The 13,957-nt window shown below is 67.4% G+C and carries 13 protein-coding genes and 1 tRNA gene; 8 read left to right on the top strand and 6 right to left on the bottom strand.

Features of this window, described 5'->3' with window-relative positions; all coding sequences use genetic code 11:
* The first annotated feature begins 89 nt into the window (after positions 1-89).
* Positions 90-845 carry a ZIP family metal transporter gene (locus CXQ96_RS03620; protein ID WP_104116664.1) on the top strand — a complete coding sequence of 252 codons (756 nt, stop codon included), beginning with the start codon at positions 90-92 and terminating at the stop codon, positions 843-845.
* A gap of 55 nt (positions 846-900) precedes the next feature.
* Here the strand turns inward: CXQ96_RS03620 and CXQ96_RS03615 are convergent.
* Positions 901-974: transfer RNA gene (locus CXQ96_RS03615), tRNA-Lys, on the bottom strand.
* 145 nt (positions 975-1,119) lie between these two features.
* Between CXQ96_RS03615 and CXQ96_RS03610 the strand changes: the two genes are divergently transcribed.
* The 3 genes from CXQ96_RS03610 (at position 1,120) to CXQ96_RS03600 (ending at position 3,610) form a co-directional block, all read left to right on the top strand.
* The gene (locus tag CXQ96_RS03610) at positions 1,120-1,767 is read left to right on the top strand and encodes a hypothetical protein (protein WP_104116663.1); all 648 of its coding nucleotides are present in this window, start codon (positions 1,120-1,122) and stop codon (positions 1,765-1,767) included.
* 214 nt (positions 1,768-1,981) lie between these two features.
* Positions 1,982-2,599, top strand: a complete 618-nt coding sequence (locus tag CXQ96_RS03605) for a DUF47 domain-containing protein (RefSeq protein ID WP_104116662.1) — start codon at positions 1,982-1,984, stop codon at positions 2,597-2,599.
* On the top strand, positions 2,600-3,610 hold the full coding sequence (locus tag CXQ96_RS03600; protein ID WP_104116661.1) for an inorganic phosphate transporter: 1,011 nt from the start codon (positions 2,600-2,602) through the stop codon (positions 3,608-3,610). It abuts the gene before it with no gap.
* Between the two features lie 73 nt (positions 3,611-3,683).
* On the opposite strand, the gene pstB is transcribed toward CXQ96_RS03600, so the two are convergent.
* From pstB to pstS, 4 genes are all read right to left on the bottom strand, one after another.
* A complete protein-coding gene (pstB, locus tag CXQ96_RS03595; protein ID WP_104116660.1) occupies positions 3,684-4,463 on the bottom strand; it encodes a phosphate ABC transporter ATP-binding protein PstB in 780 nt (259 codons plus the stop codon).
* Positions 4,464-4,493: 30 nt separating this feature from the next.
* Positions 4,494-5,600, bottom strand: a complete 1,107-nt coding sequence (pstA, locus tag CXQ96_RS03590) for a phosphate ABC transporter permease PstA (RefSeq protein ID WP_104116659.1) — start codon at positions 5,598-5,600, stop codon at positions 4,494-4,496.
* Positions 5,601-6,533, bottom strand: a complete 933-nt coding sequence (gene pstC / locus CXQ96_RS03585) for a phosphate ABC transporter permease subunit PstC (protein WP_104116658.1) — start codon at positions 6,531-6,533, stop codon at positions 5,601-5,603.
* A 147-nt stretch (positions 6,534-6,680) separates the two neighbouring features.
* Complete coding sequence (gene pstS, locus CXQ96_RS03580) at positions 6,681-7,799, bottom strand: phosphate ABC transporter substrate-binding protein PstS (RefSeq protein WP_104116657.1); 1,119 nt, start codon at positions 7,797-7,799, stop codon at positions 6,681-6,683.
* Positions 7,800-8,022: 223 nt separating this feature from the next.
* Between pstS and CXQ96_RS03575 the strand changes: the two genes are divergently transcribed.
* From CXQ96_RS03575 to disA, 3 genes are all read left to right on the top strand, one after another.
* Positions 8,023-9,150 (top strand): FUSC family protein, encoded by a 1,128-nt coding sequence (locus CXQ96_RS03575; protein WP_104116656.1) that lies wholly within the window; start codon positions 8,023-8,025, stop codon positions 9,148-9,150.
* 62 nt (positions 9,151-9,212) lie between these two features.
* Positions 9,213-10,598 (top strand): DNA repair protein RadA, encoded by a 1,386-nt coding sequence (radA, locus tag CXQ96_RS03570; protein ID WP_104116655.1) that lies wholly within the window; start codon positions 9,213-9,215, stop codon positions 10,596-10,598.
* Positions 10,599-10,869: 271 nt separating this feature from the next.
* Positions 10,870-11,946, top strand: a complete 1,077-nt coding sequence (gene disA, locus CXQ96_RS03565) for a DNA integrity scanning diadenylate cyclase DisA (RefSeq protein WP_104116654.1) — start codon at positions 10,870-10,872, stop codon at positions 11,944-11,946.
* A gap of 88 nt (positions 11,947-12,034) precedes the next feature.
* Here the strand turns inward: disA and CXQ96_RS03560 are convergent, their stop codons facing one another.
* Positions 12,035-12,796 (bottom strand): hypothetical protein, encoded by a 762-nt coding sequence (locus CXQ96_RS03560; protein WP_104116653.1) that lies wholly within the window; start codon positions 12,794-12,796, stop codon positions 12,035-12,037.
* 86 nt (positions 12,797-12,882) lie between these two features.
* Here CXQ96_RS03560 and CXQ96_RS03555 point away from each other — a divergent pair, with 86 nt between their 5' ends.
* Positions 12,883-13,902, top strand: coding sequence for an A/G-specific adenine glycosylase (locus CXQ96_RS03555; RefSeq protein WP_104116652.1), 1,020 nt, complete (start codon positions 12,883-12,885; stop codon positions 13,900-13,902).
* The last annotated feature ends 55 nt before the right edge of the window (positions 13,903-13,957 follow it).

Raw genomic sequence — 13,957 nt, 5'->3', positions numbered from 1 at the left:
TGGATGTCGTGCCCGCGCCGGCCTGCTGTGACAGGCTGGGCCAGGTTTTTTCGTCGTCGTGCCTGCTAGGCACCGGAAGGAGGCGCTCCGTGCCGTTGTGGCTGCAGGCGTTCGGATGGGGATCTGTCGCCGGAGGTGCGCTGGTCCTCGGGGCCGCCATCGCATGGAAGTGGAAGGTGCCGCCACAGGTCGTGTCCTTCGTGATGGCGTTCGGTGCCGGCGTCCTGATCTCCGCCCTCGCCTTCGAACTCGTCGACGAGGCACAGGAGGTGGGCGGGCTCGTGCCCACGGCGCTCGGATTCCTGGTCGGAGCGGTGACCTACGTCGGAGCGAATGCAGTGTTGGCGCGCAGGGGCGCGCAGCACCGCAAGCGGTCGGGTGGGCAACAGCCGTCGGAGAGCGACGACGCCGGCAGCGGCAACGCCATCGCACTCGGGGCCCTGCTCGACGGCGTTCCGGAGTCGGTCGTCCTCGGGCTCGGCCTCGTGGCCGGCGGGGTGGTGAATCCCGCGGTGCTCGTTGCGATCTTCATCTCCAACGTCCCGGAGGGGCTCTCGAGCACCGCCGGAATGAAGAACGCCGGCCGCAGCTCCCGGTACGTCTTCGGATTGTGGGGCAGCATCGCGCTCACGTCCGGCATCGCCGCCCTCGTGGGCTACTCGCTTCTGGCGGGGGCGTCGGGCGTGACGGTCGCCTTCATCACGGCGATCGCAGCCGGTGCGATCCTCGCGATGGTCGCCGACACCATGATTCCGGAGGCCTTCGAGCGGCAGCACCTGCTCACAGGGCTCATCGCCGCCCTGGGGTTCCTCACGGCGTTCGTCGTCCACGAGGTCTCCGCCTAGACCCGGACACGCAGAAGGACCCCGGACGATTCCGGGGTCCTTCCTCGTTCACGGGTGGGCCCTGTGGGGCTCGAACCCACGACCCACGGATTAAAAGTCCGTTGCTCTAGCCAACTGAGCTAAGGGCCCGCCACTCCGTCCACGCTCGGCCCCTCCGAGGATGGGACATCCGTGCGCCGACGACCCGCTCACTTTATCGCAATCGTGCCCGGTCGGAGGAATGCGCCCGCACCTTGGCATCCGGTGCGAATGTGCGCAGGAGTATCCTCGTTCCATGGACGGCGACTACACGAACAACACCCCGCGGCCCCACAAGCCGAAGCCATTCGCTCCCGCGGATTTCGAGGTTTTCGCGGGTGGAGTCGATCCTTCACGGGTCTCGGAGGCTGCCCACATGGCCGCGCACGCCCTGGTGCACCACGGTCGCGACGCCGACGATCCCGACGTGACACGCCGCCTCGTCGAACTGGCCGACCAGCAGGGCCTCGAAGCGATAGCGGAGATGTGGGCCGAGAGCCCGGCACGCTCACTACCCGGCGCTCTGTGGCGCCTCTACGCGCTGCGCGCCGCAACGCAGCAGAATCCCGAACGCATCGCCGCCTACTTCGCCTCCGGTAAGGAGGTGGCTCAGGTGTCGAAGGTCGTGGCCGGCGTCGCCGAACCGCCGGGCGCTACGGAAATGACCACGATGGCGGACACGATCCTGTCCGGGGCCTTCGAAGGGGACTTCGACGTCGCCCTCGAGCGGTTCGCAGCTTTCTGCCGGGTCGTCGCGCTGGGCCAGGCCAATCACGCCGACGACACCGAGCTCGCCAACGGCCCCCGCGCATCGAAGCTCACGCGCAACTCACACCAGCTCATCAAGACAGCCGAGGATCTCGAACACGCCGCCGCGTCGTGGCGGCGGGGAGAACTCGACTGAACCGCTCGCTGGGGCTGATGTTGACAGCGGCACCGTGGACGGCAAGACTTAACTCGGCGTCGGACCGTGGAACCCCCGGGCTTCAACACTCAGCCGCTTCGAGCGGCCTTCCGCCGAGAGGCGCTCCCGGTTCGGCGCCACTACTTTGCCCTCCGGCACCCAGCACGGTCGCTGGAGGCACGCCGATCCGCCCATATCCTTCGAGGAAGACTCCGTGAAACTACGCCTCTTCCCGCAGGAGAACGCTGGGCTCGAACTGCTCTCGAGCATGGCCCAACAGCTCGTGCTCGGGGTGGGGACGATGTCCGCCATCCTCGGCGCATCCACCCAGGAGTACGACCGCCTCTCGGAGGAACTGCACCAGCACGAGTCCGCCTCGACGGACCTGCACTTCGCCCTCCTGACCTCGATGCGGACCTCCTTCATCAATCCGCTCCCGCGAGAAGACCTCTACGTCCTGTCCCGGCTGCTCAACGAAGCCATCGAGAAGCTCGATGGCGCCGGCGAGCTGATCGCCCTGTACAAACTGAGCAAACTGAGCCAGCGGGCCGCCGACCAGCTCGAGGTCATCAACCGGCAGGCCGAGCTGACCGCCGTCGCCATGCAGCGGCTCGGTTCGATGGAGGACCTCGAGGAGTACTGGATAGAGATCCTGCGGCTGGCGAGGCGGGCCGAGCGTACCCACCGGAGCTGGTGCGCCGAGCTCCTCAATGACCACAAGCCCCTCGTCTACGCACGGCACCGCGATGTGGCGAACCAGCTGGTCGATGTCACCAAGGACATCCGGAGAGTGGCCACCCAGGTGGGCAGCATCCTCGTCAAGGAATCGTAGGTGGAGCTCCTCCTCCTGGGCGCGGTGATCGTTGCCGCTGGCGGTTTCGCCTTCCTCAACGGCTTCCACGATGTCTCGAACTCCGTTGCCACAGCCGTCCGGACGCGCGCGCTGACGCCGACCCTGGCCGTCCTGCTCGCAGCATCGTTCAACCTCGTGGGGGCTCTCCTCAGCACGTCCCTTGCACTCTTCTTCACCGATGCGGGCATCGGTCTCCCCTCGGGCCCGACCGGGCTCGGTATCCTCATCGCGGCGCTCGTCGCAGCATGTATCTGGGGTGTGTTCACCTGGTATCGCGGCAAGCCCTCGTCGTCGACGCACGCCCTGCTCGGAGGCATCATCGGGGCGGGTGCAGCGTCGCAGGTGACGAACGGCCCGGCGATGAACGGTGCGGGTGAGGCGCTCCTGCTGCAGATCGCACTGCCGCTCGTGCTCTCGCCTGTCGTCGCCTACCTCCTGGCGTACGCTGCGGTCTTCCCCGCGACGTGGCTGCTGCGCCACGGCTCCCCCGCGAAGGTGAACCGTGGCAACCGCATGGCGCAGTCCGTTCTCGCCGGGGCGTTCGCGCTCGGGCACGGACTGCAGGACGGCCAGCGCACCATGGCGGTGATCCTGCTGGCGCTCGTGGGCGCGGGTCACGCGACCGGGTCGGACATGCCCCTCTGGGTGCAGGTCTTCGCCGCGGTGCTGCTGACAGCGGGGTCCCTGTTCGGAGGCTGGCGTATCACGCATACGCTCGGCAACCGCCTGGTGCACATCGACCCGCTGCGGGGGATGACCGCCCAGGGCGTCAGCTCGGCGATGCTGTTCATCGGGGCCATCTCCCTGCACTTCCCGCTGTCGAGCACGCACACGATGACGTCGGCGATCGTCGGCGCGGGAGCGAACCAGCGGTTCGCATCCGTGCAGCGGCCGCGCGCCATCCGGATCCTCGCGGTGTGGCTCGGCACGGCACCCGTCACCGCCCTGTTGGGAGCCGTCTTCTTCCTCGCCCTGAGCCCGCTGCTCTGACCACCAACGACGACGGCGGCCCCCTTGGGAGCCGCCGCCGTCGTTCTTCTGCGCTGTCGGGGAGACAGCCTTCCTATCCGAAGCGACCGGAGACGTAGTCCTCCGTGGCCTTCACAGCCGGCTTGTTGAAGATGGTGGTGGTGTCGCCGTACTCGATGAGCCTGCCCGGCTTGCCCGTACCTGCGATGTTGAAGAACGCCGTCTTGTCGGAAACCCGCGCCGCCTGCTGCATGTTGTGGGTCACGATCACCACGGTGTACTCGGCCTTGAGTTCGTTGATGAGGTCCTCGATGGCCAGGGTGGAGATGGGATCCAGTGCAGAGCACGGCTCGTCCATCAGGATCACCTGGGGAGATACCGCGATGGCGCGGGCGATGCACAGGCGCTGCTGCTGCCCACCCGAGAGACCCGAACCGGGACGGCCGAGGCGATCCTTGACCTCGTTCCAGAGGTTCGCGCCCTGGAGGGACTTCTCGACGAGCGAATCGGCGTCGGACTTGCTGATGCGCTTGTTGTTCAGTTTCACGCCGGCCAGCACGTTGTCACGGATGGACATCGTGGGGAACGGATTGGGCCGCTGGAACACCATGCCGATCTCGCCCCTGACGGTCACGGGGTCAACAGCGGTGTCGTACAGGTTGTCGCCGTCGAGCAGCACCTCGCCCTCGACGCGTGCGCCGGGAATGACCTCGTGCATGCGGTTGAGGGTGCGGAGGAAGGTCGACTTGCCGCAGCCCGACGGACCGATGAATGCGGTCACAGAACGGGCTTCGATGTTGATGTTGACGTCCTCCACGGCAAGGAACTTGCTGTAGTAGACGTTCAGGTCCTTTACGTCGATTCGCTTGGACATTGCTTCCTTATCGGTAGGTACCGCGCGTGGTCAGCGGCTGGTCTTGGGGGCGAAGAAGCTGGCGACGAAACGGGCGCCCAGGTTCAGCAGCATCACCATGAGGATCAGCAGGAGGGCCGCGGCCCAGGCACGCTGCGTACTCGGATCCGGCGATGTCGGGGAGGTCGGAGTGAGGATCTGGTAGTAGATGAAGGTGGGAAGCGTACTCATCCAGCCACTGAACACGTTCGTGTTGATGGAGCTCGCGAACCCTGCCGTCACAAGGATAGGTGCGGTCTCGCCGATCACGCGCGCGATTGAGAGCGTTACGCCAGAGGCGATACCGGAGATGGCCGTCGGGATGACCACCTTCGTGATCGTGCGCCATTTACGGACGCCCAGCGCGTAGGACGCCTCGCGGAGCTCGTTCGGGACGATCTTCAGCATCTCCTCGGTGGAGCGCACCACGACGGGGATCATGAGGACGGAGAGGGCGACCGCAGCGACGAACCCGGTCCGGGTACCGGGACCGAACAGCAGCGCGAAAAGCGCGGCCGCGAACAGGCCGGCAACGATCGACGGGATGCCTGTCATGACATCGACGAAGAACGTGATGGCCTTCGTGAGGTTCTTCCCCGATCCGTATTCGACGAGGTACACAGCGGTGAGCAGTCCGATCGGCACGGAGATGAGCGTCGCCCACAGCGTGATCTGGAGCGTACCGAGAACGGCGTGGTAGGCGCCGCCCAGCACGGGCGTCCCGTTCTCCACGGCCTGGTTGTCCACCGCACCCGTCAGTCCGTTCATGGACGTGAAGAGGAAGTTGTAGCTGAGGCCGGGGACGCCCCGTTCGAGCACGGTCCAGATGACCGAGATCAGCGGCAGGAGCGCGACGAGGAAGGCACCGTACACGAGGAACGTCACGAGGCGGTCCTTCGCCTTGCGCTCGCCTTCCGCCACGGCGGTGACGATGGTTGCCGCGACCACGAAGACGATGGCGGAGATGATCGCCCACCCGACGACCGTGAAGCCGATCAGGGACGCAATCGCCGCTCCGAGGATGACCGAGGCGCCGAGGACGACCCACACGGCGTACGAGGGAAGGTGCCCGCGCGTGAGCTGGGACTGGCGACGTTGGAGCGTCTGGTTCGCTGCCATTTAGTTAGCTCCCGAGAATTCTTTGTGCCGGGTGATGATGAAGCGGGCGATCATGTTGACGATCAGCGTGATCACGAAGAGCACGAGGCCTGCTGCGATCAGCTCGTTCAGACGCAGGCCGAAGGCCTCGGGGAAGTTGAGCGCGATCTCGGCCGCGATCGTCTGGTTGCCTGTCTTGATGAGGCTCGCGCCGAGGGCGCCGGGCGAGAGCACCAGCGCAACCGCCATCGTCTCTCCCAGAGCCCGGCCGAGGCCGAGCATCGCCGCACTGATGATTCCGGGTCGGGCGAAGGGCAGGACCGCCATCCGCACCATCTCCCAGCGAGTGGCGCCCATCGCGAGCGCTGCCTCCTCGTGGAGGGTGGGCGTCTGGAGGAAGATCTCCCTGCTGAGGGAGGTGATGATCGGGATGACCATGACCGCGAGCACGACGCCGGCGGTGAGCATGGTCTTGCCCGTCTGGCTTGCAGGACCCGCGAAGATCGGAAGCCAGCCTAGGTTCTCGGCGAGCCACGCGTAGGCCTTGGCCATCTGCGGAGCGAGCACGATGTACCCCCAGGCGCCGTAGATGACGGAAGGGATCGCCGCCAGCAGATCGATGACGTATCCGAAGGCACGGGCGAGCCGGCGAGGGGCGTAGTGGGAAATGAAGAGGGCGACGGCGATACCGACGGGTGTCGCGATCAGCAGGGCGATGGTCGCCGCGACGACCGTGCCGACGACGATCGGCAGGATGTACGCCGAGAAGCCGTTGCCTCCGGTGACCTCGGTGGGATCGGCGGAGAAGGTGGGCGCCGCCTGCACCAGCAGGAAGACGGCGACACTGAACAGAACTGCCAGGATCAACACGCCGGCGGTGAGGGATACTCCGGAAAAGATCTTGTCGCCTGCGCGACCTCGATCGGTCGACGCTTTCAGCGAAGTGGTTGACACGTCTTTGCCTTCCAGGCGGTCGATTTCAAGTGCAGTGACGGCCCGGGCGAGCCGGACCTAAAGAGAAGGCCACTGCCGATTCCAGCCGTAAACGGCGGACGGTCCCGTCCGGTCTCCATTAGACCAGACGGGACCGGGAAGCTTCTGCTAGGAAGCAACCTTGATGGAGTCGATCGCCGACTGCGCCTTCTCGCTCAGGGACGTGGACAGCGGGGCGTTGCCGGCGGAAGCCTCGGCCTCGGCCTGGCCCTCCTCGCTGATGACGTAGGATCCGAAGGCCTTGACGAGGTCGACGGTCTCCTGGCTGTCGTAGCTGGTGCAGTAGACGTGGTAGCTGACGAGCACGATCGGGTAGGCACCGGATTCCGTGGTGTCGCGCTCGAGCTCGAGGGACATGTCCAGGTCAGGGCGGCCCTCGACCGGCGTGGCGACCTCCACTGCCTTGGCGGCTGCGTCGGAACTCAGCTCCGTGTACTCCTCGCCGACCTTGACCTTCACGGTGCCGAGATCGCCGACCGCGGAGGCATCGGCGTAGGTGATGGCGCCGTCAGTCGCAGTGACGGTCTGGACGACACCCGAGGTGCCCTTGGCGTTCTCGGACTGCAGGTCGGCGGGCCATGCGCCCTCGACCTCGTAGGTCCAGTCCTCGGGAGCGGCTGCGGCGAGGTAGTCCACGAAGTTCTCCGTGGTGCCGGACTCGTCGGAGCGGTGCACGACGGTGATCGGGGTGTCAGGCAGCTCGACGCCCTCGTTCTGGGCTGCGATCGCGGGATCGTTCCAGGTGGCGATCTCCTTCTTGAAGATCTTCGCGATGGTCGAGGCATCGAGGTTCAGGGACTCGACGCCTTCGAGGTTGTATGCCACGGCGATCGGGGAGATGTAGGCGGGGATGTTCAGAGCGCCGTCAGGTCCGCAGACTTCCTGCGCCTGGGTCATCTCTTCGTCCTTCAGGTAGGCGTCCGAGCCGGCGAACTGGGCGCCGCCACTCAGGAAGGCCTTCCGGCCTGCGCCGGAGCCGTCCGGCGAGTACTGCACCATGGCACCCTCGTTGGCGGACTCGAAACCGGTCTTCCAGGCTTCCATCGCAGAATTCTGCGAGGAGGCACCGATGCCGGTCAGGGTTCCGGTCACGGCGGTGCCCGCGGCGGAGGACGCGCCTCCGGTTGCGGCGGGCTCGCCGGTGGCGTTGTCGGAACCACAAGCGGTCAGCGCCAGCGCGGCTACGGAGATAACTGCCGCAGCGCGGCCAAAGCGAAGAGCCTTCACTAGATTTTGCCCCTTCCAGGGATGTGTTCATCGGTGCACGAGTGGCACTCGGTAGAGATGTACGCGTTCTTGTACATGCTTGAAGCTAGGGACTGCAGGTAAAGAGACTGACCAGCCGAGATGAACGGAAGGTGAACAGCACAGGTCCATTGCCCAGTACGGCTGGTCCGCACTTGCGAATGAGACGAAGGTCTCCTTCTGCTGCACCTCCTAGACTGGGTTCATGCCGCCGCGTCAGGGAGTCTCCGCCGCTTTCGCCTTCCTGCGCAAGCGCTCCCGCATCGGCCTCAAACGAAGTTCCAACTCCGTCGTCACCGCCCTGCAGATGACGGTGTGTGCAGTGGGCGCGTATGCCTTCGCCGAGCAGGTCCTCGGGCACAACGGTCCGCTCTTCGCGGCGACGTCGTCGATGATCTCGCTGGGCTTCTCGCGGGATCCGCGCCTGCGCCGCGTGCTGGAGGTGGGGATCGGCTGCACTCTCGGCATCTCCGTGGGGGATCTGTTGCTCACCTTCTTCGGCACCGGGATCTGGCAGGCCGCCGTCGTCCTGTTCATCTCGATCCTGCTGGCCCGCTTCCTGGATAGCGGCACCATCTTCACGACGCAGCTCGGGCTGCAGTCCCTGCTGGTCGTGCTGCTTCCGGCGCCGGAAGGGGGCCCCTTCACACGCAGCGTCGACGCGATCGTGGGCGGCCTCTTCGCCCTCGTGATCACGATGCTGCTTCCCCGCGATCCGCGCCGCGAACCCAAGACCAATGTCCGCGGACTGCTGTCCGAACTGTCCGCAGTCCTCCGGGAGAGCGCAGCCGCCCTGCGGGACAGCGACTCCACCCTGGCCTGGCACGCCCTGATCCGCGCACGGAACTGCCAGTCCCAGCTGGACAGTCTGACCGGGAGCATGCGCGCCGCCCAGGAGGTCGCCCGCATTTCGCCCGCCTACCGCCGACACCGCGGCGAGCTCGGGTCGCTTCGCACTGCCGTCGACTCTATCGACCTGGCCATCCGCAACAGCCGCGTGTTCTCACGGCGCCTCACCTCCGCGATCAACCACGCAGCCCTGACCGACGACGCGATCGAGAGCCTCGGTCAGTCGCTCGAGGACACCGCCGACGCCGTGGACCTCCTCAGCCGGGCCCTGTCCGCCCGGGACTCCGCCGAGCGCCGCCTCAATCTGCGCCAGGCCCGGAACGAGCTCGCCGCGGTGGCCACCGATCTCCATCCGGAAACCCTGCACATCAGCCGACTCGAGGGCGAGGGCCTTGTGCTGCTCCTCCGGCCGCTCGTGGTGGACCTGCTCGAAGCGACGGGCCTTTCGCACGAGGATGCGGCCGACTACCTGCCCCGGCTCTGAACCGCACACATATATAGTGCTTCGAGCATGGCCTGTCGGTGCCCGCCGGTAGCCTGAGAAGCATGGCCACGAAGACATCTCCCGCCGCGCGTGCGGGACGCAGCAACACCCCGAGCTACCGTTGCGCCGAGTGCGGCTGGACGACGGCGAAGTGGGTGGGCCGCTGTGGTGAGTGCCAGGCCTGGGGAACCGTCGAGGAGACGGGCCAGGTGGTCGCGCGCACCACGGCTGCCACGGCGGTGACGACTCCTGCACGGCGGATTGCCGAGGTCGACGCAACGCTGTCGGGCTTCCAGCCCACCAGGATCGACGAGCTCGACCGCGTGCTGGGCGGAGGGTTGGTGCCGGGGGCGGTGATCCTGCTGGCCGGGGAGCCCGGCGTCGGGAAATCCACCCTCCTCCTGGACGTCGCTGCGCGGGTGGCGCGGCTCGGCAAGGACGTCCTGTACGTCACGGGTGAGGAATCCGCAGCGCAGGTCAAGCTGAGGGCGGACAGGATCGATGCCGTCGCGGACTCCCTCTTCCTCAGCGCCGAGACGGACCTCGGCCAGGCACTCGGCCAAGTGGAGAAGATCGATCCGTCCCTGCTCATCGTGGACTCCGTCCAGACCCTCAGCAGCGCGGCGGTGGACGGCAGCGCAGGTGGGGTGACGCAGGTGCGCGAAGTCGCGGCGTCCATCATCGGAGCGGCGAAGGCACGCGGCATGACGACGCTGCTCGTGGGGCACGTGACGAAGGACGGCTCCATCGCCGGTCCGAGGCTCCTCGAACACCTCGTGGACGTCGTCTGCCAGTTCGAGGGCGAGCGCCACTCGCGCCTGCGGCTGCTGCGCGCCGTCAAGAACAGGTACGGTCCGACCGACGAGGTGGGGTGCTTCGACCTCACCGATGGCGGTATCGAGGGCCTGGCCGACCCCAGCGGGCTCTTCGTGTCGCGTACCAAGGACCCGGTGTCCGGCACGTGCATCACCGTCACGCTCGAGGGTCGCCGCCCCCTGCTCGCCGAAGTCCAGGCGCTGCTCGCGGAATCCCCCAATGCGCAACCTCGGCGGGCGACGAGCGGGCTCGACAGCTCGCGTGTCGCCATGTTGCTCGCAGTCCTGCAGAGCCGTGCTTCCGTGAGCCTGCACAAGGACGACAGCTACGTGGCGACGGTCGGCGGCGTGCGACTCACCGAGCCGGCGACGGATCTCGCCGTCGCCCTGGCGATCGCCTCGGCGAAGACCGACCACCCCCTGCCCGCCCGGCTCATCGCATTCGGCGAGGTGGGTCTCGCCGGCGAGGTGCGTCCCGTCCCCGGCATCGGCAGGCGTATCCAGGAAGCGGAGCGGCTCGGGTTCACCCATGCGATCGTTCCCGCATCCCCAGGGGGGACGGGTCCGGTGCCGAAGGGCTTCTCGGTGCGCGAGGTGTCGACGCTCGCGGAAGCACTGGCTCTCCTGTTCTAGGCGTACCGGTGGGACCGCTAGCGGTTGTCCGCGGAACAGCAGGTGGACCAGCCGCGTGCAGCTGGGTCTGACTGTCCTTCGAGCCGCGGCGGGCCGTGCCGGAGTGTTACAGATCTGCGACAACGGGCGGTAAGGCGGTTTCCGTGCGCGCCAGTAGTATTATGTTCGGTTGAGCGGGACACCGTCAGCCATCGCTCGCCGTCCGAGTCTCGACGGCGGCCGCCCGACTGCGCCGGGCCTTCAACAGCGCAGGCGGTGAAAGGATAGGCCCATGGTCCGCAGTCCCGAGGACTCGCTCAAAGCCACCCTCGCCAGAGTAGCCCCGGGAACGCAGCTGCGCGATGGTCTGGAGCGAATCCTGAGGGGCCGTACGGGCGCGCTGATCGTCCTCGGCTTCGACCGGACCGTCGATTCGATCTGCTCGGGCGGCTTCGACATCGGCATCGAGTTCTCACCGACACGCCTCCGCGAACTCGCGAAGATGGACGGTGCCATCGTGTGCGACAAGGACGCGAGCCGCATCCTTCGCGCCGCTGTCCAGCTCGTACCCGACCACACCATCGAGACGCAGGAATCCGGCACACGCCACCGCACTGCCGAGCGCGTGGCGAAACAGACCGGCCTGCCCGTGATCAGCGTCAGCCAGTCGATGCAGATCATCGCCCTGTACATCGACGGACTGCGCCACGTCCTCGAGGGGTCCGAACCCGTTCTCGCCCGTGCCAATCAAGCTCTCGCCACCCTCGAGCGCTACCGCGCCAGGCTCGACCAGGTCACGAACTCGCTGTCGGCGCTCGAGATCGAGGCGATGGTCACCATCCGTGACGTCGCTGTCACCCTGCAGCGCCAGGAGATGGTGCGCAGGATCTCGGAGGAGATCTCACAGTACGTGCTGGAACTCGGCGTCGACGGTCGCCTGCTGTCACTTCAGGTCGAGGAGTTGACCACGGGCCTGGGCCCGGGCAGCGAGATGGTGTTGCGGGACTACATGGACCTCGGCTCCAGCACGGCGCCGGTCGAGGAGCGCGTCGCCACACTTCAGGGTTTCAGCTCGGCAGACCTGATCGACCTCGGGACCATCGCGAGCGTCCTGGGGTTCAACCCGTCGGTCGACTCGCTGGAGGCGGTCATCCAACCGAAGGGCTACCGCCTGCTCTCGGGCATCAAGGCCGTGCCCCCGGCTGTCGCGAACCGCCTGGTCGACCATTTCGACGGGCTGCAGAACCTCATGGCCGCGAACATCGAGGATCTCATGGCGGTAGACGGCATCGGCGAGCAGCGTGCACGTACCGTCCGGGAAGGCCTCTCCAGGATCGCCGAGACGAGCCTCCTCGACCGTTTCATGTAGCGGGTGCCACCGCAGCCCCGCCAGGACCCGGAATCGACGTGGTCCTGGAACTGATCCGTCACCCCGCTCCGGGGACGAAACCGAGGTCCTACTGCAGCGTGAACTGCACCGCTTCGCTGCTCCTTGCGCCGAGCCTCGTAATCAGGGAGTAGGTCCCGGACCCCGGTTCGTCGGCCACGACGGTGCACCCCGGGACGGTGCGGTTGCGGGACCATTCGAACGTCGCGCGCTCCTCCCCGCCGGGAGCAATGGTGCGCTCGAGATCCTGGGAAGCCTGCTGACAGTCGATGGATGAGAAGACCCGCTCGTCGTCCCTCGTCAGGACGAACTCCATCTGGGAGGTACCGACGTTGACCGTGCAGGGCGCCACGCCGTTGTTGCGGACGACGAGCGACAGCGAGGGTTTCTCGCCCGGCTCATAGGCCTGTTTGTCCGTCTCGGCCACGACGACGACGGACGCGGACTCACAGGCATCCGGATCGGCGTCCGGCATGGCCGAGGGCTCCGGCGTGGTGGCGCTGGGTGAGGGCACGGCACTGGGGTCTGCACTGGGACCTGCACTTGCCGGGGCGGACTCGGACGGGACGGCACTGCCCGGGTCAGTGCTGGCAGTCGCCGCAGGGTCGCCCGCTGGTGACGGCGTCGCCTCCGACGTGGTGCTTCCGCCGGCCAGGGCATCCGAGCCGCGACCGAGCATCCCCGCCAGCGTCGCGCCACCGACGGCGATCGCCGACACCACGAGGAGCGCCAGGATGATCACCGCAAGCCTGCGCCGACGGTACACGGCGGGGCTCGATCTCCGCCCGCCGCTGAACCGCCTGCCCGTCCGGTGATCACCACTAGATGCCATCCATCAAGGCTAGGGAGCGCTCCTCGCATTCCTTCCGGCACCACGCCGGTGGATACAGTATTCACGACAAGGACACAGGAGCAACCATGAGCATCGACCCCGGAACCGCCGAGGGTTCCGCGCGCGCCGACGGCGCTGCCGGTGGCGCTGCACACTCGCTGGAGGACCTCCACCGTCGGATCAGCGACTGGTTCACCGCGGCTGCCCGCGACCTGCCCTGGCGCGAACCATCGTGCTCGCCATGGGGCATCCTCGTCAGCGAGGTCATGCTGCAGCAGACCCCGGTCGTGCGCGTCCTGCCGGTGTGGCGAGAGTGGCTCGAACGCTGGCCCGCTCCCGCGCACCTCGCGGCAGAACCGTCGGGAGCCGCCGTCCGGCACTGGGGCCGGCTCGGGTACCCCCGCCGGGCCCTCCGCCTCCACGCCGCTGCGAGTGCGATCGTCTCGGATCACGGCGGCGTGGTGCCTGCCACGTATGACGAACTCCTGTCCCTACCGGGGGTCGGCACGTACACCGCAGCCGCAGTGGCCGCTTTCGCTTTCGGGAAGCGCGAGACCGTCGTGGACACCAACATCCGGCGCGTCCATGCCCGCCTCGTCGGGGGCAGTGCGCTCCCTGCTCCGGCGCTGACGGCTGCCGAGATGAAGCGGGCGGTGACGCTCCTGCCGGACGACGACGCCGGGTCCGTCCGTTGGAATGCCGGAGTGATGGAGCTCGGAGCGGTCATCTGCACGGCCCGCGCCCCTCTGTGCGACGCATGTCCCGTGGTGGACGCGTGCGCCTGGGTTGCAGCTGGGCGCCCGGCTCCGGAGTACGTGCCCAAGGGGCAGGCGTGGGCCGGGACCGACCGACAGGTGCGCGGCGCGATCGTCGCCGTGCTGAGGGACGCCGTCGGCCCTGTGCCACGCCCCCTCCTGATGCAGGGTCCGGTGGACCTGGTCATCGATACCGTGGCGAGTGGAACCGGCACGCCGGGCCGCCCGGACGCCCTCACGCGACTGCACAGTCTACGTGCTCCCGGCGAGCAGCTCGAACGTGCGCTCGCCGGGCTCCTGACCGACGGGCTCGCTGAGGAGACGCCGGCCGGGATCTGCCTGCCCGGCTAGGAGCCGCTGACGGAGCATTACGTGCTGCCCCGATGGGAAGGCGCCCCGGCGCTCG

Source organism: Arthrobacter sp. B1805, from assembly GCF_002929745.1.
In the GTDB taxonomy this organism is placed as follows: domain Bacteria; phylum Actinomycetota; class Actinomycetes; order Actinomycetales; family Micrococcaceae; genus Arthrobacter_D.
Note: the sequence above shows the minus strand (reverse complement) of the source record. Positions and strands in the feature narration are given on the sequence as shown.

Coding starts and splice junctions, on each gene's coding strand:
- CXQ96_RS03560 (WP_104116653.1), bottom strand. CDS start 12,796: ATGGCATCTAGTGGTGATCACCGGACGGGCAGGCGGTTCAGCGGCGGG.
- CXQ96_RS03610 (WP_104116663.1), top strand. CDS start 1,120: ATGGACGGCGACTACACGAACAACACCCCGCGGCCCCACAAGCCGAAG.
- disA (WP_104116654.1), top strand. CDS start 10,870: ATGGTCCGCAGTCCCGAGGACTCGCTCAAAGCCACCCTCGCCAGAGTA.
- CXQ96_RS03555 (WP_104116652.1), top strand. CDS start 12,883: ATGAGCATCGACCCCGGAACCGCCGAGGGTTCCGCGCGCGCCGACGGC.
- pstA (WP_104116659.1), bottom strand. CDS start 5,600: ATGGCAGCGAACCAGACGCTCCAACGTCGCCAGTCCCAGCTCACGCGC.
- radA (WP_104116655.1), top strand. CDS start 9,213: ATGGCCACGAAGACATCTCCCGCCGCGCGTGCGGGACGCAGCAACACC.
- CXQ96_RS03575 (WP_104116656.1), top strand. CDS start 8,023: ATGCCGCCGCGTCAGGGAGTCTCCGCCGCTTTCGCCTTCCTGCGCAAG.
- pstB (WP_104116660.1), bottom strand. CDS start 4,463: ATGTCCAAGCGAATCGACGTAAAGGACCTGAACGTCTACTACAGCAAG.